Origin of the sequence: Dietzia sp. SLG310A2-38A2 (assembly GCF_014145095.1) — a bacterium.
GTDB lineage: Bacteria > Actinomycetota > Actinomycetes > Mycobacteriales > Mycobacteriaceae > Dietzia.
In genome coordinates this window covers 188-516 of record NZ_JAALDX010000549.1, presented here as the reverse complement: position 1 = coordinate 516, position 329 = coordinate 188, and the positions used below count along the sequence as shown (strand labels likewise).

General features: G+C 70.2%; 1 pseudogene. It reads right to left on the bottom strand.

Annotation, left to right across the window (positions count from 1 at the left end):
• Nucleotides 1–211 (bottom strand): annotated as a pseudogene (locus G6027_RS19245) (AAA family ATPase); the annotation flags it as partial.
• Between the last annotated feature and the right edge of the window lie 118 nt (nucleotides 212–329).

Sequence of the window (329 nt, the reverse complement as noted above, 5' to 3'; positions counted from 1 at the left end):
GGCGGGCATCGCGTTCGTCGCACTCGGCCGACAGCATCTCGGCCAAGAACGCCTTGTGGGTCAGACGCTGCTTGGCGGCCGCCTCGGCCATGGGTATCGCCTGGTCACGGATGGTGGGTAGGCACAGGGTCTTGGCTGCGGCACCAATGGCGGCTTCGGCGGCCGCGTCGGTCAGCGCAGTCATCGCCGGCGGGGTCTTGCTACTGCTCATGCGATGGCCTCCTCGAGCTGGCGCCCGCTTGAGGTCAGGAGTTGGTCGTAACCGGCCAGCGACGGGGCGGGCCTCTGATCGGCGGCCGCCGGAGCGGCCGTGGTCGGCAGTGCGATCG